16 protein-coding genes are annotated in these 22,059 nt (G+C 25.8%); 3 read left to right on the top strand and 13 right to left on the bottom strand.

Features of this window, described 5'->3' with window-relative positions:
* Nucleotides 1-5 precede the first annotated feature (5 nt).
* The 3 genes from H8891_RS04530 to clpB all read right to left on the bottom strand — a co-directional run bounded on the left by H8891_RS04530 (nucleotide 6) and on the right by clpB (nucleotide 7,965).
* On the bottom strand, nucleotides 6-2,843 hold the full coding sequence (locus tag H8891_RS04530) for a GNAT family N-acetyltransferase (RefSeq protein ID WP_187005377.1): 2,838 nt from the start codon (nucleotides 2,841-2,843) through the stop codon (nucleotides 6-8).
* Between the two features lie 135 nt (nucleotides 2,844-2,978).
* Entirely contained in the window at nucleotides 2,979-4,982 is a 2,004-nt protein-coding gene (locus H8891_RS04525) for a sensor histidine kinase (protein ID WP_187005376.1), read from the bottom strand.
* A gap of 388 nt (nucleotides 4,983-5,370) precedes the next feature.
* Nucleotides 5,371-7,965: an ATP-dependent chaperone ClpB gene (gene clpB / locus H8891_RS04520; protein WP_187005375.1), complete on the bottom strand. Its 2,595-nt coding sequence runs from the start codon at nucleotides 7,963-7,965 to the stop codon at nucleotides 5,371-5,373.
* 290 nt (nucleotides 7,966-8,255) lie between these two features.
* On the opposite strand from clpB, the gene H8891_RS04515 reads away from it, so the two are divergent.
* Nucleotides 8,256-8,669, top strand: a complete 414-nt coding sequence (locus H8891_RS04515; RefSeq protein WP_187005374.1) for a universal stress protein — start codon at nucleotides 8,256-8,258, stop codon at nucleotides 8,667-8,669.
* Nucleotides 8,670-8,932: 263 nt separating this feature from the next.
* On the top strand, nucleotides 8,933-9,139 hold the full coding sequence (locus H8891_RS04510; RefSeq protein ID WP_187005373.1) for a hypothetical protein: 207 nt from the start codon (nucleotides 8,933-8,935) through the stop codon (nucleotides 9,137-9,139).
* A gap of 101 nt (nucleotides 9,140-9,240) precedes the next feature.
* Here H8891_RS04510 and H8891_RS04505 read toward each other — a convergent pair whose 3' ends face one another.
* The 10 genes from H8891_RS04505 to H8891_RS04460 form a co-directional block, all read right to left on the bottom strand.
* Entirely contained in the window at nucleotides 9,241-10,644 is a 1,404-nt protein-coding gene (locus H8891_RS04505; protein ID WP_187005372.1) for an alanine/glycine:cation symporter family protein, read from the bottom strand.
* Between the two features lie 519 nt (nucleotides 10,645-11,163).
* A complete protein-coding gene (locus H8891_RS04500) occupies nucleotides 11,164-11,784 on the bottom strand; it encodes a flavodoxin family protein (protein WP_187005371.1) in 621 nt (206 codons plus the stop codon).
* A 220-nt stretch (nucleotides 11,785-12,004) separates the two neighbouring features.
* Nucleotides 12,005-12,433: a hypothetical protein gene (locus H8891_RS04495; RefSeq protein WP_187005370.1), complete on the bottom strand. Its 429-nt coding sequence runs from the start codon at nucleotides 12,431-12,433 to the stop codon at nucleotides 12,005-12,007.
* Nucleotides 12,434-12,503: 70 nt separating this feature from the next.
* A complete protein-coding gene (locus tag H8891_RS04490; RefSeq protein ID WP_187005369.1) occupies nucleotides 12,504-13,568 on the bottom strand; it encodes a sulfurtransferase in 1,065 nt (354 codons plus the stop codon).
* Between the two features lie 350 nt (nucleotides 13,569-13,918).
* Complete coding sequence (locus tag H8891_RS04485; RefSeq protein ID WP_408637160.1) at nucleotides 13,919-15,280, bottom strand: MFS transporter; 1,362 nt, start codon at nucleotides 15,278-15,280, stop codon at nucleotides 13,919-13,921.
* 358 nt (nucleotides 15,281-15,638) lie between these two features.
* Nucleotides 15,639-17,048: a vWA domain-containing protein gene (locus tag H8891_RS04480; protein WP_187005367.1), complete on the bottom strand. Its 1,410-nt coding sequence runs from the start codon at nucleotides 17,046-17,048 to the stop codon at nucleotides 15,639-15,641.
* 3 nt (nucleotides 17,049-17,051) lie between these two features.
* A complete protein-coding gene (locus H8891_RS04475; RefSeq protein WP_187005366.1) occupies nucleotides 17,052-18,182 on the bottom strand; it encodes an ATP-binding protein in 1,131 nt (376 codons plus the stop codon).
* Nucleotides 18,183-18,192: 10 nt separating this feature from the next.
* Nucleotides 18,193-18,996, bottom strand: a complete 804-nt coding sequence (locus H8891_RS04470; protein WP_187005365.1) for a hypothetical protein — start codon at nucleotides 18,994-18,996, stop codon at nucleotides 18,193-18,195.
* A gap of 218 nt (nucleotides 18,997-19,214) precedes the next feature.
* Nucleotides 19,215-20,720, bottom strand: coding sequence for a restriction endonuclease (locus H8891_RS04465; protein WP_187005364.1), 1,506 nt, complete (start codon nucleotides 20,718-20,720; stop codon nucleotides 19,215-19,217).
* A gap of 133 nt (nucleotides 20,721-20,853) precedes the next feature.
* Nucleotides 20,854-21,186 (bottom strand): winged helix-turn-helix transcriptional regulator, encoded by a 333-nt coding sequence (locus H8891_RS04460; protein WP_187005363.1) that lies wholly within the window; start codon nucleotides 21,184-21,186, stop codon nucleotides 20,854-20,856.
* A 174-nt stretch (nucleotides 21,187-21,360) separates the two neighbouring features.
* Here H8891_RS04460 and H8891_RS04455 point away from each other — a divergent pair, with 174 nt between their 5' ends.
* Entirely contained in the window at nucleotides 21,361-21,888 is a 528-nt protein-coding gene (locus tag H8891_RS04455) for a hypothetical protein (RefSeq protein ID WP_187005362.1), read from the top strand.
* Nucleotides 21,889-22,059: the final 171 nt, after the last annotated feature.

Genomic DNA, 22,059 nt, shown 5'->3' with positions numbered 1-22,059 from the left:
TATATTTATTGATAATTTAAATTTGAAGTCCATACAAAATTTATAGGAAATACTGATTTAATAAACTTACTTATATTTTTTAAGTCTTCAAGTTCATTTTCAACAACTTCTTTACCTTCTAAGAATAGTTTATTTAATTTATCAATATCATCTATAATCAATTCTTCATCCTTGTATCTGATAATGTACTTTTTATCTATAGTTTTAAATTCAATTTCATCTACAAAATCTTCATCTACATATTGTTTAAAATAACCATTTAAATTTCTACATAACTTTTCATAATTTATTATCTTTATACTTCCATCTAAATAAGATAATTCTTTTTTATCAAAGTTGTCAGGTTGATTTATAAAATCTTTTATATGTACACTTTGAACTATATACTCTAAATTATACTTATTTGCAATATATTGGACTACTTCATAGTTATATTTAGAATTTATATATATTTCTCTAATCTCTCCAATCAAAATTTCTTCATTTATTATTCTTAAAACTATATATCCAATTAATTTATTTTCTTTTAAAACTACTAACTTTTTATAAGTAAAGTTACCCCAAGGTATTGTTGCACTTTCTAATAAAACTTCAAATTGATTTTTAGTTCTTAAAAATCTAGTGCTATTTTGATTGTATATTTCAATCATTTCGTTTAAGTAGGTTTCGTCATATTCTTTTACTTCTAAATCAATAACTATATCTTTAGGATAAGTTGTATACTTGTAGCAATTTTTAACTAAACTACAATTTCTTCTTGTGTATAAAGTTCTTGTCCCTGAAATACTAACCATATCTACACTGCCATTGAACATTTTTTCTTCAACATAATCTAAAATAGTAGATGAATATCTATTTCCTTCATAATCTGGATCTGTACATACAGCTCCTATTGCTGCAACTTTTATGTCATTTCCTTGAATAGTTACATCTTGTATAAGATAATTTACATCTGAAACAATCTTATCGTCTTTTGAAATTACTATCATGTTGTCTACATTATTTTTATTTAGTAGTAAAGGAAACTCTTGTTGCATAGTTGGTTTATGTCCTCTTAAGTCTCTAAAGACTTTATTTATAAGATTTATAACACTTTCAAACTCTTCTGGCTTTGCACTTCTTGGATTAACTCTATTAATTAGATTTTTTCTTAAAGTCATATACTCTCCATGGCTTATAGAGTAGTTCATTTTTATATCTCTTTCACCTAAAAACTTCATTTTAGATTTTTTTCCTAATAATCTTTCTATTTCTTTATTTATAACTTCTTTACCTAATTTAGCTTCCATACTTTTAAGTATTTCAAAGTCTTGTATTCCAAATAATAAGTTTCTGCATCTTACAGAATCCATAGGCTTCATATCTTTGCCTGGATAAACTAAAAACATATCTCCAGCTTTCCATTTTTCTTTTTTATAACTGGCATTTTTAAATAGATCTTCTGGCCAAACACCATAAGCCCATCTTAAAAAACCATCTAAATTAAAATAATATGTAAACCATCCTTTAAGTCTTGATTCTATCAATGGTGAATCTAAAAATACATTTAACTTATCAGGAAAACAACAAGAATACCAAGTAAAATATCCGCCTCTATCTTCTAATTTCTTTTTAATTTCATCTAACTTATTTATGTTATTTATAAGCTCACAAGTATTTAAAGATAAGTTTTCTATGTTTATCTCACACTTTTCAAAAAACTCTTGGTGATGTATTGCACATTTATATTTTATATCTTTATTTCCTGAACTTTTCTTTATAAAATCTACATTTTCATTAAATACTTCTATGTTGTCTGGCTCATCTACTATGATTTTGGTTATATCTAGTAAACCTCTAGATTCTAAGTGACTAAATAGCAAATTTAAATATTTAGCAAAATCAGTTTTATCTTTTATATAATCAAAAACTTTTCTATCTTCATCATAATAGTTGATTCTTATAGCATCTTTGTAATCCTCTAGCGGACTTCCAAATTTAAAAGCATCCCAGTTTCCTACAAGTCCAAATAAATTTATTTCTTTATTTATTTTATGCTTAAAGCATAAATCTATATATTTATCTAAATTTGAAAAATCACATAGTACTTCTCCATCTTTTTTTAATACTTTAACTATGTTCATTTCAAATAAATTGTTCGCATTCTCATGTACTTCATAACATCTTTGCCCTGCCCATGGGTAATCAGTTACTATTAAGTCTACTACTTTTTGTCCTAAGTCTGACATTTTTTCTAAGAAGTTATCTAATATAGTAAAATGTTGTTCACTATAGTACGGTACTTCATAGTAACGAGCCCAGTTACATGGATGTTGCCATAAATCTAAGAAAAACTCACTTTCTTTTACTGGTTTTACTATGTGGTTTAATACTTCTATTTTTACAATTTCTTCTTTTAATAAAGTTTCTGTTTCATATCCACTTGTATAGTAAGCTTTTACCTTTACTTGTATATAGTCTTTGTTAAAATCTTTAGGTATTTTACCATCTATCCATATCATTTGATCTTCTTCTATATACATATAGTTTTGATTTAATATTTGATCGCCTATATATTCTTTAATATCATTTTGTATATATCCCAAAAAAGACATTTTAAAGTTGTTTTTTAAACTTTCTTCTAGTTCTATATCTATTCTTATTTTATTATTAAGACCTAGATAATGAATATCGTTTATATTTCCTAATTGACAAAAGAATTTTTCATCACTTTTTAACATAACTTGAAATGCAAAAGCTTCTTCTCTCGCTACACATAGTTGTGTTGTCGTTTCGTATAAATTGTTTTCAATATTTTTTATGTGTTTAAATGAACTATCGTATATGTCTAATTTTAGTTCCATCTCTATCTCCCTTTATATCAAATAGTCAAGCAAATTTTTCCAAATTTTCTTGAATTCATTATATGTTAAATTTATTATAGTGTAAAATAGATAAAATCTATAGCTGAAGTCTCAACTATAGATTTTATAAATAATTTATTTATCATATTCATCTTTATACAACTCATATATGTCTGAAAGTTCTAATTGTATTCTTTGTAAATCAACATGATAATCTTTATGCACTTTTTTATCTTCTTCTTCAACCAATTTGTTAGGAAGTAAAACAGTAAACTCTGTACCATTTTTACCATCACTTTGTAAATATATTTTTCCATCCATCAATTCTACAAGTGACTTAACTAAACTAAGGCCTATTCCACTACCTTCTTTTTTTCTTCTCATAGACTTGTCCCCTTGCACAAATCTATCAAATATTTTATCTTGAATATTAAGTGGAATTCCTATTCCATCATCTTTTACTTTTATACCAACCCAAGTTTCATCGCTAAATATTTCAACTAAAATACTTCCTCCTTCTTCGCTAAATTTTATAGCATTAGAAAGTAAATTTAAGACTATTCGCTCTAACATATCTGGATCACACTTGATATCAAGTTCTTCTACATCTGTATCAAATAAAACCTCAATACCTTTTATATTTGCATAGCTTGCAACAGATAAGGTCATATCTTCAACAATTTTTACTACATCATAATTATCAAATTCTGGATATTTAAATCCTACATCAAGTTTTGTAATATCAACTATATTGTCTATTAATCTAAGCATTCTCTTGCAATTTATATCTAAACAATCTTTATATTTTATATATATCTCTTTAAAATTACTTTTTTGTACACTAACACCTAATAATTGATTAGCTGAATATATTATATTTAAAGGCGTTTTTAATTCATGACTTATATTTGAGAAAAATTCATTTTTTATTATATCCTCTTGTTTAATTTTTTCATATTCTAATAAAGCTTTTTCTAATTCATATTTTTCTGATACATCTTTTATTGTTAAAACTCTATATTTTTTATTACATATTTCAAATACCTGTATTGAAATATCTAATATCTTATCTATATCTTTAATATATATATCCTTGCTATAGCATCCAAGTTTTGATATTTCATATTCAATCTCATGAATATTTAATTCACCTTTATATATTTTTTCTATATCAAATTTATTCCCTATTTTTATTTCTAAGTTATTAAAATACTTACTTTCTTTCATATCTTTTAAAGTTTTTGTATTTTTATATATTATATTGTAGTTATCATCACAAATTATAATATTACTATGCTTATTTTCATCAATAATTTTTATAAATAGACTTCGCTGTTGATCTAAAATTTTATTTATTTTTATACTTTGGCTAAGTTCAATGAATAATCCAAGTATAAAAATTATAAATCCTAAAAATATTGTTGAAGATGATGTTAAAGCTATTTCTTTACTTGGATTTAATATATAATAAAAGTCATATATAGATTTTATTGAAAACATTAATGCACTTGATCCAATTACACTGTATATATACTCTTTTTTATGTAAACTTTTTTCAAAAAACTTAATAGCTATTATTATGTATAATATAGCTAAAAATATATTGTAGTACTTATAAAATTTAATTACACTTAAATTGTATATAGGTATATAATTATACTCTATGTATGTAGATATTAAAGTTATTATTGTTATTATTAAAAATGATTTTAATTTATTATTTATAATAATAACTTTTAAATGATTAAAATTACTTACTGCTATATATACAATAGTTACTCTTATAAAAGATGTTATTATTGCATAGTATTCATGTAATTTAGGATATAAGTAATGTAATGCATTTGAAATACATATATCTAAAAAGAACATAGTGTACATAAGTGACATTATAAATAATTCTTCTTTTTTATTGCTCATATAAGATAACAAGCAACTTAAAACACCAAGCATAGATAAAATTGCGATAAATATCCTAATAAAATCGGTATTTGTCAATTCAAATATCGCCTTAGGACTTGCAAGTTCTACAAGTCTTAAAATATATCCTCCAAATACGAATATCGATATTATAAGTATAACTATTATATTAATTCTTTTTTTTTCTTTTATAGTTTCTAAAGTATTTGTGTGCCCCATGTTGTTTCCCCTTTATTTGATAATTTATATATTTAAATTATAATGTATAGTTTATTAATTCCCATCATTTAATAGTATTAAAACACTTAATTTTATTCATTAAACTTCTTTATTTATTTTTTAAAATCCATTTTATTAACAGCTCGTGTGTAAACTTTGGCATAGATGATGCTCTTAATCTAAAATCTTTACTTGTTTTTTTGTGTTTTAAAAAACCTTTGTAATAAATTTGTTTACATAATCTACTACTACTGAAATATCCATTAAATCATTTTTTATGTATCCCCTTTTTAGTTTTTGTTTATATATAAGTATATATTAACATAAAAAAGTACTATCTAAAATTCAGATAGTACTTTTAAACTAAATTAATATTCTATTTTAAATCTTACTTTACAGATATTTTTATATTATCATTTTCCTCATCTACTATTATAGTACATCCATTATATATATCACCAGCTATTAACTTTTTAGCTATCATAGTCTCCAATACATTGCTTATATATCTTTTTAATGGTCTTGCTCCATAAATCGGGTCGTAACCTTCTTTAACCATTATGTCTTTTGCACTATCTGTAACTTCAATTTTTATATCTTTATCATGTAATCTATTTTTTAAAGACTTCATAAATATATCTATTATTTGCTTGATTCCCTCTTTATCTAATGGTTTAAACATTATAATATCATCAACTCTATTTAAAAACTCTGGCTTAAATCTTATTTTCATTTCATTCATAACTAACTCTTTAGCTTCATCATTTATATTCTCACCAGCTTCTAATAAGTATGAACTACCTATATTTGAAGTCATTATTATTATAGTATTTTTAAAATCTACTGTTTTACCTTTATTATCAGTAAGTCTTCCATCATCTAATATTTGAAGGAATAAGTTAAATACATCTTCATGTGCTTTTTCTATCTCGTCAAATAATATTACAGAATATGGATTTCTTCTAACAGCTTCTGTTAGTTGTCCACCTTCTTCGTATCCTACGTATCCTGGAGGTGGTCCTATAAGTCTAGATACTGCATGTTTTTCCATATATTCAGACATGTCTATTCTTATTATATTTTCTTCACTATCAAATAAGTTGTTAGCTAAAGTTTTTGCAAGTTCTGTTTTACCAACTCCTGTAGGTCCTAAGAATATAAATGAACCTATTGGCTTATTCTCATCTTTAAGTCCTGCACGAGCACGAATTACTGCATTACTTACAGCAGTTACTGCTTCATCTTGACCAATTACTCTTTTGTGAAGTTCATCTTCTAATTTTAATAATTTTTCTCTTTCTCCTTCTATAAGCTTAGTAACTGGTATTCCTGTCCATTTAGCAACTATTTGAGATATTTCATTTTCAGTAACTTCTTCTTTTAATAAAGCATTTTCATAACTTTCACTAATTTTTTCTTCATGTTCTTTTATTTGTTCTTCTAATTTTGGTATTATACCGTATTTAACTTCTGCTGCTTTATTAAAATCATATTCTCTTTCATATTTTTCTACATTACCTTTAGCTTCATCAAGATTCGCTTTTAAGTTTCTAATTTCTAATATTTGACTTTTTTCTTTTTCATACTTAGCAGTCATTTCATCGTTCTTAGATTTTAACTCAGCTAATTCTTTACCTAAGTTTTCAAGTCTTTGTTTACTTTTCTCATCATTTTCTTTAAGTAGTGCTTCTCTTTCTGTTTCTAATGTTAATAACTTTCTTCTAACAATATCTAATTCTGTAGGAAGAGAATCTATTTCACTTCTTATCATAGCTCCAGCTTCGTCTATTAAGTCTATTGCTTTATCTGGTAAAAATCTATCTTGTATATATCTATCTGAAAGTTTTGCTGCTGCAACTATTGCACTATCGTGTATTCTTATACCATGATGTATTTCAAATCTTTCTTTAAGACCACGAAGTATTGATATTGTATCACTTACGCTAGGTTCTTCTGCCATAACTGGTTGGAAACGTCTTTCAAGCGCTTTGTCTTTTTCTATATATTGTCTATATTCATCAAATGTAGTCGCACCTATACAGTTTAGTTCTCCTCTTGCTAGCATAGGTTTTATTAAGTTACCTGCATCCATCGCTCCATCAGTTTTTCCAGCGCCAACTATTGTGTGTATCTCATCTATAAATAGTATTATCTTACCTTCAGAACCTTGAACTTCTTTAAGTACTGCTTTTAATCTTTCTTCAAATTCTCCTCTATATTTAGCTCCTGCAATTAAAGCTCCCATATCTAGTGAGAATATTACCTTATCTTTTAATCCTTCGGGAACATCTCCTCTGACTATTCTTTCAGCTAATCCTTCAACTATTGCTGTTTTACCAACTCCAGGCTCACCAATTAAAACGGGGTTATTTTTAGTTCTTCTTGATAAAATTCTTATAACTCTTCTTATTTCTTCATCTCTTCCTATTACAGGATCTAATTTATTCTTTTTAGCTAATTCTACTAAGTTAGTAGCATATCTTTCTAATGCTTCATATGTTCCTTCTGGGTCATTAGTTTCAACTCTTTGACTTCCTCTAACCTTTGATAAGACATTTAAAAAGTCATTTTTATTTAAATTAAATTGTTTAAATATTTTTCCTACATTAGTTTTAGCTTCTATTTCCATCATTGCAAGCATAACATGTTCTACACTTATGTATGCATCTTTAAACTCCTTAGATATTTCTTCAGCTTTTATTAATATTTCATTTACTTTTCTTGTAGCTGTTACACCTTGTGAGCTTATTCCTTCACCATGTATTTGTGGTAATTTATTTAATTCTATATTTATACTATTATTTAATGATGCTACAGATATATTCATTTTTTCTAATATATTTGGAATAAGTCCATCTTCTTGATTTACAAGTGCACTTAATAAGTGGATTACATCTACTTGCTGATTATTGTTTTTTACTGCTATATCATAAGCTTGATTTAAGCCTTTTTGTACTCTTACTGTCATTTTCTCTATGTTCATATTAAAATACCTCCAATATTCAGTTTTATGTTAACTATTTTAAATAGTAAAATTTAAAATCCATCTTTGTTATCACTCTCTTTGATAGAGTGCTAATAATTTGTTATTAATAATATATACATATATTTACATTTTGTCAATAACATTTTTTTATTTTTATTCTTTAATATTCTAATATAAGTAATAATATAAATTATAAAACTGACTAAGTAAATCAAGTTAATACTATATAAAAATCATTGAATACGATTTCACAGTATGGTAAAATTTAAATAAAAGGATGTGATCATATGCAAAAAATTTTAATTCCTATTGATGGAAGTGATAGAAGTCAAAAGTCCTTAGATTTTGTTTTAAGTAAATTTTCTAAAGATATGGCTAACATAACCTTAATGAGTGTTAATGATGTTAGTTTAACCAATTTAACAAACCCAATGATTATAGATATAAAAATAAGAGAATCACAAGAAAAAATAGATTATATGTTAAAAAGTTTAAAAAATAAGTTATCAGGATATGAAGTAACTACATATTCTGTATTTGGTGATGCAGGTCAAGAAATTATAAAAAAATCAATAGAAGATAATTTTGATTTAATAGTTATGACTAAGTCAACAAAGAAAAATTTTATAGATTCAATAGGATCTGTAACTTTATATGTAGTTAAAAAATCAAAATGTACCGTTGTTATAGTACCTGAATAAAATTTAAGTTTTATATTGAATTTTGACTATTTTTATACTTTAATCCATAATAAAACCATTTCAGTCCAGATTTCGTACAATTTCTAACTATTATGTTATAATTTCAAGTGTAGATTATTGAGTATACTAAGTTTATATATTATAGATAATTTTAAAGAGTTTTATCAACATATAATATTTTGTTGTAAAATCAATTAAATCTAATTAAACAAAGTTGCTTATTTGTATTGTTCTACAATATAGTTAGAAAGGTAGGTAGTATTATGAGTATTTTACATGATATAGGAGATTTTTGTAGTGTTTTAGGAGCAATTGTTGTGTTATTTGTATTTATTAAAAATTTTAAAAATTTAACTTCAATACAAAAGTTAGGAATTGCTTCACTTTTATTAGGTATTCTTATTCCTGCTTCAATTGATTTTACTAATGGATTTATTTCTGGTTTTTCTTCCATTGCTAATATATTGTAAAATCATTCTGGTAATAAATCATTTATCGAATATAATAAATAAAAAGAGTAAATATAAATTTATATTTACTCTTTTTATTTATTATCTAACTATTTTAACGTCTAAGCTGTAGGATTCTTCTTTTTACCCTTAGAGCTTATTCCCCCATTTTTTTTAATATACTCATTATGAACAGCCTTAACAGTTCCAGTAAGAGCTAATAATGCAACTAAGTTAGGAATAACCATAAGACCATTAAACATATCTGACATTGTCCATACAATAGATACTTCTCCCAACGTTCCAAGTAATACACAAACACATACAAGTACTGCATATATCTTAACAGCCTTTGCTCCAAATAGATATTTTATATTCGCCTCTCCAAAGAAATACCATCCAATAATAGTAGAAAATGCAAAGAAGAACATACAAATAGCTATGAATATATCTCCAAACTTACCAAACACTGACGAAAATCCTGCTTGAGTAAGTGCAGTACCTATAATAGAACCATCTGGAGTTACTGAACGAGTAGTAATAATAACTAAAGCTGTTAAATTTAGTATAACAAAAGTATCTATAAATACTCCCATCATAGCAACAAATCCTTGTTCTGATGGATGATCAACCTTTGCCACTGCATGGGCATGTGGTGTAGATCCCATCCCAGCTTCATTTGAAAATAATCCACGTGCAACCCCTTTACTCATAGCCTTTTGGATAGTAGCTCCAATAACCCCACCTGCTATTGACTGAGGTGCAAATGCTCCTACAAATATTTCTTGGAATGCTAAAGGAATATTTCTAAAGTTAACTAGTATAACAATTAAAGACCCTATAATATAAAATAATGCCATGATAGGTACAATTGTTTCTGTAACTTTAGCTATTCTACTAATACCACCTGAAAATACTACAAATGATAATACTGCTAATATAATACCAGCTATAATTGGTTTTATACCAAATGCAGTGTCAAATGCAGCTGCAATAGAATTTGATTGTACTGCATTTCCCATAAATCCTAAAGCTAGTATAATAAATACTGCAAATAAACTTGCTAAAATCTTACCAAATTTACCTTTAAATGCTCCTTCTATATAATAAACTGGACCACCTGTTACTGTTTTATCTTCGCCAACTTGCTTATACTTTTGTGCCATTACAGCTTCTGCATAAATTGTTGCCATACCAAAGAAGGCACTAACCCACATCCAAAATATTGCTCCAGGCCCTCCAACTGCAATTGCTGTAGCTGCTCCTGCTAAGTTACCAGTACCAACTTGTGCAGCTATTGCTGTAGCTAATGATTGAAACTGTGACATTCCATCTGCACCAGCTTTTTCACTCTTTTTAAATAGTCCTCCAAAAGTTCTTCTGAATCCTTCTCCAAAACCTCTAATTTGAATAAATTTTAATTGAATTGTGTACCATATGCCTGTTCCTACAAGTAAAAATAATAGGATATTTTTATCCCATAAGATACCATTTACAGCATCTACAATTTTTGATATTACTTCCATCGCAAACTCCCCCCTCGTTATTGAATCTAGTATGACTAAGTTTTTTAATTTAAATACTCAGTCTAACCTATATTTATATCAAAGAATTTTTCAAATTTTATTATAGATTTTATATAATAAAATTACTTATATGAAAAATTCCGTGATAGCATAAAACTAATATTCTATAACTTAATGGACTTATTTGACGAGTTTACTTATGAATCTATGCCTAAGTTATCTTATCTATAGTTTAACTTAGTAAGTGTAGTTTGAATTGATATTATTAGAAATAATAAATCTTTTTTATATCTATATTGTATATATTTTTTTCAGTTTTCACAATATAAATATAGTCATTATCAATTTTTATAATATTAAATATAGATAATGACTATATTTACATAAATCAAAAAATAATTTACTATGCAAAGTTTTAATTCCTTTTTCTAGTACTATATACATAAATCAAAATATTATGACTAAATAAAAAAGGTATTGATTATTCATCAAATACCTTCTTTTGAACTATTTTAATTTTTATCTAATAAAATTAGTTCTTAATCTATCTTCTTTTTCAGGTATATTTATACCATTTGCTTTTCCTAATTCAATACATTTCATTAACCATGCCATATTATTACCTAAAACACGCATAGTTTGCATACCTTCTAAATCTTTTCTAACCTCATCTGGATTGCTTCCATGAACCATATTCCAGTATTGAGAACTTACCACTGGCATATTATTTATTGTAAAATACTTATTTATTTGATCAAAAGTTGCAGTAGTTCCACCTCTTCTAGCACTTATTATACATGCTCCTGGTTTATATGAAAGATGTTTTCCTCCACTATAAAATGCTCTATCTAAAAATGAAGTTAACGCACCAGATGCTGCTGCATAGTGAACTGGTGATCCAAATACAAATCCATCGGCTTCTTTTGCTTTCTCTGTAAATTCATTTACTACATCATCCATAAAGCATTTCTCAGTCTTATAGCATGAACCACATCCTATACATCCACAAATTGGTTTCGTTCCTACTTGAAATATTTCTGTTTCTATTCCATTTTCTTCTAATGATTTAGCTACTTCTGTAAGTGCTGTATAAGTACATCCTTTTAAATGAGGACTTCCATTTACTAATAATACTTTCATATTTTTCTCTCCCTTATATTTTATGTTAAATTTAATATACATTACGATTATATCATAAAATATATTATTTAAATTATATGAAAGTACCTTATTTAAGTATTACCTAAAATTCCCCATTTCTTTTCCTATCATCATCCTTGATAAAATAAAAAAGTAGTTTTGACAACTGAACTTACATTATCAAAACTACTCGTTGTATAATTTAATTTTTTAATATAGTTTATTTTTTACATACTAAAACGCTAATAAATGTTTTTATAATCTGTATAAGAACTGTTATTCCAATTATAAAACTCATATAATAAAATGCTCTTATTTCTTCTGCTGAATACATTAACATAAATCCTACAAAAGAAAGTACAAATATAATCATAGTAATAACCATAATAGTAACTATATTTTTTAACATTAGCCTTCTTTTCATATAAAGTATTAATACTATTAACATCAGTATAATAAACGTTATTATAGTGGTATTTATTATATTTGCTATAGGATATTTTTCTTCCCAAACATAATTTTTATGTATAACATGTCGTAGCATTCCCATTTTACTTTGGGTAAAGTAATTTACCATATATGCTCCAATTAATAGCAAGCATTCTAATATAGTAGTTAGTGCATAACATATTTTTTTTGCTTTTTGCATATTACATCAACCTCTTTGTCTATAATTTAAGATAAGCACTGTAATTATTACAGTGCTTATTTTATATAATTTATTTTGCTGCTTTATCTGTTGGTAATTTGCCTACTGTAGTATATTGACAGTTCCCGCTATTTGGATCTCCTACTTGTACAGGAAGGTTATTATTCATTTGCCATTCATTCCAACCTCCATCATAAACAGTCATTCCTTCCCATCCTGCATCATATGCAATTAGCCAAGGAACTGCAGCTCTCCAACCAGTTCCGCAATAGAATGAAAGTTCATTACTCTTATTAAAATTAGAATCTGACCATAATTTTTCCATTTCATTAGCAGTTATAATAGTTCCATCTTTATGTAAATAGTCTTGCATATTGTATGGGTCACTTCCTGCATGTCCCCAAACTGCACCCTTAGGTTCACCAGCTCTATCAATATAGCTGTATCCACTTGTCTTACCATCAAACTCTGCTTTACTTCTTATACTTACTAAACGGAAATTTTTATCATTTTTTAATTTATCTTGAACTGTTTCTATTGACATCAAATATTCTGGATGTGCTGGAACAGTTGTACCAAAATCTTTTGCTGGTGTTGCTTTTTCTACTGTAGTTTCTGTTTTATAACCAGCTTTTTTCCATGCATCAATTCCTCCGTTTAGAACTTTTACATTGTCAACCCCTGCCCAAAGATATGCATATGCCACTCTACTCGCCGCTGAAATATCATTTCCATATATAATAACAGTTTTATCTTTTGTTACTCCTAAATCTAACATACCTTTTTCAACTACTTTAGGATCTGATATATTCCAAATAGGTTCAGATTCTACACTTGAAGTATCTACATGTAAAGCTCCAGGAATATGCCCTTTTTTGTAAGTTGGACTGTCTTTATAAGTTCCCCATGAAGCTTCTAATATAGTATAATTTTTAGATTCTGGTTGATTTCCATCTATTACACTTTGTACCCACGCTGGTGAAACAAACACTTTTTTAGTGTCTACTTGCTCTGCCTTTACATTTGACTTTTCTCCAGTCGTTTTTTGAGAATCGTCCGAAGGCTTGCTACATCCTACTACCATTGTTGCTACCATCGTGATACCAACTAGTGCACTAATTAATCTTCTTTTCATAATCATCCTCCGTCATTTTTTCATCAGCTTAAAATAATTATACTGTATCGCAGTTTAAAATTATTCTCTATTTTTTGAATTAATAGAAAATAATATTCAAAAAACAAATCTAAAAGACTTCTTTTTACGAAATTTGCTATCGACAATTTTATCATAATTTCTGCAATTCTCCAATATATATAGAAAAAATAAATACTTGACCTTAGTAGTATTTATTTTTTCTATATATAAAACATTTGTATACAAAAAAAGATATTGACACAAAGTAATGTCAATATCTTTTCGTGAAATTTATCAAATATAATTTATATTATTATTTATTTAATTATAAAAATCAAAAAAGTTTTTTATTATTTATTTTCAGCTTTTTCTCTTCTTCCAATTAAACTCCAGTATAATACAAATGCTACTGCAGAAATAATTGCTAATACAATTAGCACATTGCTATATTGTATGCATATTTCATTATTAAAAAGACCTGTAATATTTTTCCCTAAAGGCTTAGCTTCCATAAGTACTGCTACATATGTTATACCAATTGATGTAGCTATGTTTAAACAAAAATTATAAAAACCAATAGCAGTTCCTGAGTTTTCTTTAGGTATTGTTTTTATCAATGTATCAATCATAGGAGCATACATAAATGCAAATGAACTAGAAAATAATATCATTACAAAAACAAATACATATACTGATGTTTGTATAAATAAACTACCAAAAATAAGACTTATTATTATACCTATTATAGCCATTTGAATACATTGCTTACTTCCAAATCTTTTTGCAACATTTCCAGACATTGCTCCTACAATAGCTGCTAAAACATAAGATGGAACTAAAAGTAGTGAAACTTGATCTAATCTATAATTGTATATATATTCAATTAAGAATGGGAACATAAATATAAATGCAAGTTGAACACTATATATAACAAAAGCTACAAGTAGTACTGATATAAAATTTCTGTTTTTAAAAAATTCAATACTAATAAAAGCTTTTTTATTTTTACTTATATATGTAATAAATAATACAAGTGCAATTATTAAAGCTACTAAATACATCCATTCAAATCCTGAAACAAAAAGCATTAATGATGCTGAAACTGCTGAAACTAATATAAATCCTACAAAATCAATACCTTTACCTGTAGCTTTTTCTTTAGGAATATACTTTAATATAAAAGGTAGTATTAATAAAGTTAATAATGGAATTAAAAATAATACTGTCCAATGTAAGTATGTTGATATATATCCACCTGTAAGAGTACCAATTACTTGTGATATAGCAAAACTACTTGTACTAAATCCTAAATATTTCTTTTGTTCACTATCTTTAAAGTATTTTGCAACAAATATTACATATAAAGTTTCTGCACTTCCTAATCCTGCTGCTTGAATTATTCTTGAAACGATTATCATAAAAAATGATTTTTGAAAAATAAATCCTAATAGTGATCCAATACAAATTAATATAATTCCTAATACTAGTAAACTTCTAATGCTTATTGAATCTGCTAAAGAAGCATATACAATTGCTCCAATACCAATAACTAATCCAGCTAAAGTTACTTGCCAACTAACTGCAGTAGCTGATAAATTAAAAGCACTTGCTAAGTCTGCAGAAATGATTTTAAATGAATTGTCTATAACTAGCGCGAAAATCATTAAGGCCAATACTGCAGGTACTGCTTTTTTTATTTGTACCTCATTCATCTCCTTTGAAGTACTAAGTGAATTTTCCATGTTGACACCTCTTTTATTCTTTTTTCATCTTAGTCTTTTTTCAAAATCGTTTGCAGATTCATTATTAATAATCTGCTTATTTTGATTCGACATTTTTAGACAGAATTAATATTAACACACATTATTCTCAATTGCAATACTTGTTAAACTATGTGTTTTACTATATTTAAAACCCTTATTTTAAATTTTCACATTTATATATAATCAATTTTGAAAATTTATTATATATATTTATAAAAATATTTTAAATTTAATTTAAATTTTTATTTTTTAATAAATATAAAAAAGACCATGTTGAATATTTTTCAACATGATCTTTTAAAATTCATTATAAAATTGGGGCTTGATTGTTCATTGAGTAACCATCACTTCTAACATCACTCATATCTAATGTATCTTCTTTTATTTTAACCTTACTAAGTTTTTTAACTGCTCCATAAGACTCTCTTAATGAAAGTTTGTCTCCTCTTCCAGAGATAACCCATAAAATTTTATAACCTCTAGGTATAACTTGTAACTTGTCTTCTCCTTTACCATCAGTAAAATATACCAATAAATTAATCTTTTTATTATTAGCATATTCAAAAACTGGGCTAAATTTAGTTGAACCTCTTCTTTTAAGTCTTTCTTTTATATCCTTTACAGATTTGACTTTATACACACGTCTAATTTCATTATCACATTCTATAATAGTGATTTCATGATTATAATTTTTTACTATATTAAGTACTTCCTTAATAGCTTGTTTAAATTCTTCATCACTAATACTTCCACTTATATCAAGTGCAACAGCTATTTCTGCTTTATGTGATCTTAACTGACCTCTTAAATCTAATCTATTTGGTTGTCTTCTATTTCTTCTTGTTATAGTTTTCTTTTTATTACTTTCAACTGTTCCCATTAATCTACTTAAGTATAAGTTCCAAGGTAATTCTCCTTTACTATTTTTAAGTGATGCTATCATACCATCTAAATATTCTGGAATTTTACCTTTTTGAGAATTGTTAATAGCTTTTTCTGTAAACTCTTTAAGAGTTTTTTCATCTATATCACTAAAATCATCCCAAATATCATGAGTTTTTTCTGGATTGTACTCAGTTTCTATATCATCAGATTGACGAGTATCATCTTCTTCGCCTTCTTCATCATCTTCTTGTAAATCTAATTCAGTTTGAATTTTTTCTACATAGTATTCAAAAGGCTCATAAGGCTCAAGTTTTAAATTATATGCTATATTTACACTTTCTAAAGTAGTAGCATATGGTGGTAAATTATTTAAATATTTATTTACTACTATATCCATTGCCATGTTAATAGCTAAGGTACTGTATTTACCTTTTAATTCTTTTGCTCTTACTAAATGCATAGATATTACATGAAGAATTTCATGCTTGATTGTACTTTCCATTTGTCTCATGTTAAGGTCTAGAAAAATTATTGGATTAAAGTATATAACATACTTAGCACCTTTAAAGTTTATAGCTGTAGGACTACTTATATCAAATCTTATTTCTCTTGATGTTTGAAATAGAAAATATCCATAAAAGTTATCTTTGTCTTCCATAAGACTTAAGTTAACTTTATCTACTAAACTAAAAAACTCATTTTTGAAATCTTGTGGTATATCTATTTCAAATTTCTCACCCTTGCGATTTGCTTTTAACATAGCATAAGCGTTAATAATTTTTTCCGCTTTATCATAAAGCTCTCTTTTTTGTTTATCAAAATAAGTTTCCATATACTATCCCCTTATTGAGCTATAAGATTCAAAGTAAGCTTTAACAAATTCTTCATTTTCTATAGCTTTTTCATATACCTTTTTATAACTATTTTTAATATCCTTCATAATTCCTACCATTAGATCTATAGGATATTCTTTTAAAAATTGTACAAATCTATTTATATAAAAGTTTGAATCATAGCTATCATTTTTAATATTTAATTCTAAATCTCTTAAAATATTCATTGCTGCTAAATAAAGTCTTGTATGACTTTCAGTTTTTACTTTTTCTATAACAGATTCACTTAAAGTTTCTCCAGAAAAAACATCTTCATAAGATATTAATGGACTATAATCTGCTTCAATAAAGCTTATAAATTCTTCTGCAATAACTTTTCCTACATTTCCTTTTATAACATTTAAAAATACAGCTTTTGGTATTGATTCTTTTTGTTCTTTGTATACTTTATAACTTTTAGAAACTCTTTCATAGCTTCTTGGAGTTGCAGATACATCTTCTTCATTTATTTTGTGTAAGTATTCTGGGAAAGTAGATATAAACTCTATAACTTTTTGTTCAAGTCCTTTGTCTATTGCCCATTTTATCCATTGATTATGATCTGGTTCCATATTTAACCAAACAAATCTATTTTCTTGAGCTGCATCCATATCTACAACTTGATAATCAAAATCTGAACCATACTTACTTGATGGATTCATTGCAGCTAATATCTTTACTTCATCACTTAACTTATATCCGTTTATTTCTCTATTTAATATTAAGTTCATAAGTTCTTGTTGTACTGTATGTTCACAACGGTTTATTTCATCTATAAATAAAAGAACATTTCTTCCTTTAGATAATTCTTCATCAATTTCTCTTAATTTAGTATGAACAGCATATACTGTTGTTTTCTTTACTGTTTCTTCACCATTAGAATTATTTACTACATAAGATTCTACAGTTGGTAAACCTCCTATTTCACCTTCTTTAAGTAAGTTTCCATCAATAACAATTAAACTCCAATTATTTTCATAAGCTAGTTTTTTTGCTAATGCAGTTTTTCCAATTCCACTTTCTCCAACTACTAAAGGTACTTCTCCAGTAGCTAGTACTAAGTCAACGCTTTTTAATGTCTCTATAAAATTCATTTTCTCTCTCCTATATCATTTTTAGTTTTTCATCTACAGCTATTCTTTTAGCTTTTTTACTTCCATATTTATAAATAAACATTACCTTGTCCATTTGCATAGTATCACTATTTCTATCTATGATACTGCAATTTAAAAAATCTCTTACGTATTTTTCATCAACATCTTCTTTTGATAAAACTTCCTTTAAAACTTCTTCTAAGTCTTCTTTAGTTATTTTCCTTACAATATATTTAATTACTAAGATATTTTCTTTTAAAAATGCTAGCATTTTTTCTTTATCTAATTCATCTATAAAAGTTATAGCTTTTTCGTCATTTTTAATGGCTATAAGTTGTACTTTAAACGTTGGTGAACTTATATCTCTTAATGCTCTATAATTTATTTTTACAGCTTCTTCTTGTACACTTTCATAAGGCTCCTTTATATATTTTATTGCGTCATAATTTTTTTTTACTGCTAATAGTTGTAATTCTTCACTTGGATTTTTAGCATATTGTATAGCCCATCCAGATTGATTTATAGCTAATTTTATTACCTTTTCCGTTGGATTTTTTATATATTCTAATAAACTCCATCCAGAGTTTACAGCTTTTATCATCATCTCTTCACTTGGATTATTTATATATTTAATTGCTCTAATATTATTACTCATTGCTAACTCTTGCATCTTTGTAGTTGGATTTTTTATATATTCTAATACAAGTCCATTTTTTTCAAGCGCTAATAATTTCATTTCTTCTGTTGGATTATTTATAGTTGATATAATATTAGGATTATTTGATATCATTTTAATAATTTTTGATTCTTCCATAATATTCCTTTCCTTCTGTTGTTACTTTTCTTTGGGTGTAATTTTCCCTATTATATTAATATACTTTTTTTATAAGTTTAAACATAATAATTATTCCAAATATAAAATAAAATACCTAAAGCTATAATAGCATTAGGCATTTTTTATGCAAATTATTTAATTTTTACAATCTTTTAACTAATATTACTTTCACTTTCTTCATGTATTCTTTTGAGTATTTACTTGTTTTGTATATATGAGTTAATACCATATTCATTAAAATATTTAACTAAGGTTCTTCCATTTATAAGAGTTATATTATTATCTGCTGCAAATTTTTCACATTGCATACTAAAGTTACTTGTAGATATAAATAACCCCTTCATAGCATCGGAGTTTCTTAGCACAGATTCAAACTCTCTAAGCTTTGGTATATCAATATTATTTTTATATCGCTTTACTTGACCTATAACTTTTCCACCTAATATAGGATCATTATGATTTAATAAACAATCAATTCCTCCATCATGTGACTTTTTAGTTTCTTCTACTGTATAACCCATATTTCTAAATAAAATAGTTACTAGACTTTCTAACTCATAGGGATCAACTTCTAGTAAGTTAATACTTTCATTACTTACAATAGAATTATTTAAATAATCATACTTACATATAGGGACAATGCTTTTAAGTTCTAAATTTGAATTGACATTTATTCTACTTTGCATAGTTTCTTTCAAACACTTTAACTTATCTACTCTTGTTAAATCTATTTTTCTAAAATCATATTTATCTATCATTGATGATATTATATAAGGCTTTATATCTTGACCTGTAGATAAATCTACGTCTTCTATGTATCCATTAAATACAATACTATCTATATTATTATATATATCTGACTTAAAAACTTCATCCATAGATCTAAGCGCTATTGAATATATTACTTCGTTGTATATATTATTTATATCTTTATTTTTTCTTGGTACTTCTCTTATCTCGTCTAGCTTAATCATGTACTTATAACTATGCACATTTTGGACTATATCTTTTTGGGGTAATAAGTAATCTATTACTAACCTTTTAGTATCTTTGCAGTATCCAATATTTATATTTTTATTAAATTCAAATGGATAATTTGAATTATTTAGTAGATCTTTTTTATAGGAGGTTGTCATACCTACATCTCCATTTATATATAAATCTTTTTTTATAGCTATTATTTCACTGACTTTTAATTCATGAGATTTTTTTAAGTTTTTAATTTCATTTTTTCTTTTTAATTCATTTTCTTCATACCATTTATATTCTTTTTCATAATTAGTTTCTAGTTCATTTAAATAGGCATTGTATTTTAATTTATGAACTCTAAATAACTTTTCAAATATATTAGCTTTTCTTATTGTAGGTTTAATTGGCTTTGCATACTCTATATTTAGTTCTTTTGGTATTTTAAATTCTTGTATATCTTTTTTTATAAACTCGTTTATAGGTATAGGCTTATATTCATTAATTCCATTTATGATTAAGTTATTTAGCTCATCTAATTCGTTGTTTATTGATAAATTTAATTTATTTACTTCTTCATATCTACTTTTTATATAATCTTCTTTTTGTTGTTTTTCTAATTCTTTTTTGTATCTTTTTTCTAGTTGTTCAGATTCTTTAGATTTTCTTTTTTGTTCTTTTATTGATTCTTTTGCCACTTGATTAATGAATGTTGATACTCCTTTTTTTCTTGCCATAATTTATGCTCCTTATTTTATTTCTCATTTTAAAATTATTTACATAAATTTAGCATTTTATAATAAAAGATACATAATCAAATAAAAAACTCATATACACTAATAATTTATACTTCTTTTGAATTTATTATATCTAATTATCACAAGAAAGATTTTCGTTACTCCAATATATCATATTTTTCATTATAGGAAGTAATTTTAACCCTGATTCACTTAAATAATAAGTAGACTCTACTGTGTTTTTATATGTTTTTTTATCATTTATTACAATATTGTGTTTAATTAATAAATCTAACTGTTGAATTAACATTTTTTTCGTACATCCCTCTACAGCTCTTTGTAATTCTCCAAATCTCATTTTGTTACTTTGTAGTTCCCATATTATTATAGCAACCCATTTTTTGCCTAATATAGTTGATAAGGCTTCTACTGGACAGTCGTATATGATTTCATCTATATTGTACATATTTTAATCTCCTATTTTTATAGTTATTTGGATATAAATTATAGCATATTACTTGTAAAAACTATATTATTTATTTTATATTTTTACAAATGTAAGCTATATATAATGATTGAATAAATTGTAATGCAGAGGATAAAATATATCTACATAACTAAGGTGTGAAAGGAGATAAAAATGAAAAAAAAATATGTACTCATAGCTGTATTATTACTTTCATTTGTAATAACAAATAGTTCTATAGTTTTGGCAGAGCAATCTAGGTCAACAGTTCCTCCAATGCTTAAAAATCTACAAGGAAAAGATGAATTAGTAAGTTTCCTTAATGAAGCAAAAAGAATTAGATCAAATATAAGTACTATTAATATAAATACAGTCAATGCAAAAGATAATGCAACGGAAATCCAAAAACAAATAAATTTTTATTTAACTGAAATTTCTGGTTTAGAAAAATCACTATCTGACTTTGATAAAAAATACGCTAATTCTCAACCTGACTTATTATTCTCAGAACAAATTGAAGCCTTACTAAATTCCTACAAAATGAGCTTAAATCAGCAATTATCTTTATTAAATGCACTTGTAAATAATGAATTTGATGCATCTAAGCTATTTTACTCTGAGTATCTAACTTATATATACTATTACTTAAATCTTGGTGATCAAATGATAGCATATATAAATACATTTTATAATTTACAATAATTTTTAAAATTAAAACCTTATATAATTACCAATATGATTTTATTTATATTTAATATTTGTTATATAAAAGCGTAGAGTTAACTACGCTTTTTTAGAATTATTTTTAAGATTATATATATTTCCTATAATAAAAAAGCACTGATTTGATAGACTATGCTTTCAAATTCAGTG

This window comes from Paeniclostridium hominis, assembly GCF_014306135.1.
Classification (GTDB): domain Bacteria; phylum Bacillota; class Clostridia; order Peptostreptococcales; family Peptostreptococcaceae; genus Paraclostridium; species Paraclostridium hominis.
Note: the sequence above shows the minus strand (reverse complement) of the source record. Positions and strands in the feature narration are given on the sequence as shown.

What these genes read in the sequence shown, in the direction of transcription:
- H8891_RS04530 (WP_187005377.1), bottom strand. Translation starts at nt 2,843, where the DNA reads ATGGAACTAAAATTAGACATATACGATAGTTCATTTAAACACATAAAA.
- H8891_RS04525 (WP_187005376.1), bottom strand. Translation starts at nt 4,982, where the DNA reads ATGGGGCACACAAATACTTTAGAAACTATAAAAGAAAAAAAAAGAATT.
- clpB (WP_187005375.1), bottom strand. Translation starts at nt 7,965, where the DNA reads ATGAACATAGAGAAAATGACAGTAAGAGTACAAAAAGGCTTAAATCAA.
- H8891_RS04515 (WP_187005374.1), top strand. Translation starts at nt 8,256, where the DNA reads ATGCAAAAAATTTTAATTCCTATTGATGGAAGTGATAGAAGTCAAAAG.
- H8891_RS04510 (WP_187005373.1), top strand. Translation starts at nt 8,933, where the DNA reads ATGAGTATTTTACATGATATAGGAGATTTTTGTAGTGTTTTAGGAGCA.
- H8891_RS04505 (WP_187005372.1), bottom strand. Translation starts at nt 10,644, where the DNA reads ATGGAAGTAATATCAAAAATTGTAGATGCTGTAAATGGTATCTTATGG.
- H8891_RS04500 (WP_187005371.1), bottom strand. Translation starts at nt 11,784, where the DNA reads ATGAAAGTATTATTAGTAAATGGAAGTCCTCATTTAAAAGGATGTACT.
- H8891_RS04495 (WP_187005370.1), bottom strand. Translation starts at nt 12,433, where the DNA reads ATGCAAAAAGCAAAAAAAATATGTTATGCACTAACTACTATATTAGAA.
- H8891_RS04490 (WP_187005369.1), bottom strand. Translation starts at nt 13,568, where the DNA reads ATGAAAAGAAGATTAATTAGTGCACTAGTTGGTATCACGATGGTAGCA.
- H8891_RS04485 (WP_408637160.1), bottom strand. Translation starts at nt 15,280, where the DNA reads ATGAATGAGGTACAAATAAAAAAAGCAGTACCTGCAGTATTGGCCTTA.
- H8891_RS04480 (WP_187005367.1), bottom strand. Translation starts at nt 17,048, where the DNA reads ATGGAAACTTATTTTGATAAACAAAAAAGAGAGCTTTATGATAAAGCG.
- H8891_RS04475 (WP_187005366.1), bottom strand. Translation starts at nt 18,182, where the DNA reads ATGAATTTTATAGAGACATTAAAAAGCGTTGACTTAGTACTAGCTACT.
- H8891_RS04470 (WP_187005365.1), bottom strand. Translation starts at nt 18,996, where the DNA reads ATGGAAGAATCAAAAATTATTAAAATGATATCAAATAATCCTAATATT.
- H8891_RS04465 (WP_187005364.1), bottom strand. Translation starts at nt 20,720, where the DNA reads ATGGCAAGAAAAAAAGGAGTATCAACATTCATTAATCAAGTGGCAAAA.
- H8891_RS04460 (WP_187005363.1), bottom strand. Translation starts at nt 21,186, where the DNA reads ATGTACAATATAGATGAAATCATATACGACTGTCCAGTAGAAGCCTTA.
- H8891_RS04455 (WP_187005362.1), top strand. Translation starts at nt 21,361, where the DNA reads ATGAAAAAAAAATATGTACTCATAGCTGTATTATTACTTTCATTTGTA.